A 1,029-nucleotide genomic window follows, 5' to 3' on the forward strand; every position below is an offset into this window, starting at 1 on the left:
CCATCAGCCCCAGCCGATGAAGGAGCCGCGTGACCATCACCAGCATGCCCCAGCCGACTCTGCCCGCACAGCCAGAAGAACCGCTGGCAGAGGACATGATCTTGGGGGTGGACACCCACAAGGACGTACACGTCGCCGCAGTGATCACCGTGCTCGGAGCACTCCTGGCCCACCAGCAGTTCCCGACCACCGCCGCCGGATACCGCCAACTCCTGGCCTGGGCAAGCTCTTTCGGTACCCTGCGCCGAGCCGGTGTGGAGTGCACCGGATCCTACGGAGCGGCCCTGGCACGCTTCCTGAGCCGGGAGAACGTCCAGGTCATCGAGGTCAATCAGCCCGACCGCGCCCTGCGCCGCAAGCGCGGCAAGACCGACGCCGTCGATGCGGAGGCCGCCGCCCGCGCGGTCCTGTCCGGACGCGCTGACGTCACGCCCAAGACCGGCGAGGGCCCGGCGGCCGACATGCGCGTGCTGCGACTGGCAAAGGAATCGGCCGTCAAGGCCCGCACGCAGGCAAAGAACCAGCTCAAGGCCGTGCTGCTCGGTGTCGATCCCGCGCTGCGCGAGGCACTGTCCAAGCTCAGCAACACGGCCCTGATCGCCAGGTGCGCCGACCTTCCCGACGCCGGCGACGCTGCCGTCTTCACGCTCCGGCTGCTGGCCCGGCGCATCCAGCAGCTCACCGCCGAGGTGAAGGAACTCACCCGCCGGGTCAGCAAAGCCGTCCATGGCTGCCATCCGCAGCTCCTGGACATCATCGGCGTCGGGCCCGACAGTGCCGCTGCCCTGCTGATCGCCGCCGGCGACAACCCAGAACGGCTGGCCAGCGAGGCATCATTCGCAGCTCTGTGCGGCGTCAGCCCTGTCGAGCAGTCTTCCGGAAAGACCCAGCGCCGGAGGCTCAACCGCGGGGGCAACCGGCAGGCCAACGATGCCCTCTACCGCATCGTCGTGACACGCATCCGCCGTGATGCCCGCACCCGTCTCTACCTCGAACGACGCACGAAACAGGGCATGTCGAAACGCGAGA

Annotated in this window: 1 protein-coding gene; it reads left to right on the forward strand. The window is 68.5% G+C overall.

Annotated features, from left to right (window positions below):
- Window positions 1-29: 29 nt before the first annotated feature.
- A partial coding sequence (locus tag ACFWW8_RS38670) for an IS110 family transposase (RefSeq protein ID WP_386537637.1) occupies window positions 30-1,029 on the forward strand: 1,000 nt, incomplete at its 3' end.

The sequence above is a fragment of the Streptomyces sp. NPDC058701 genome (assembly GCF_042715295.1).
Classification (GTDB): Bacteria; Actinomycetota; Actinomycetes; order Streptomycetales; family Streptomycetaceae; genus Streptomyces.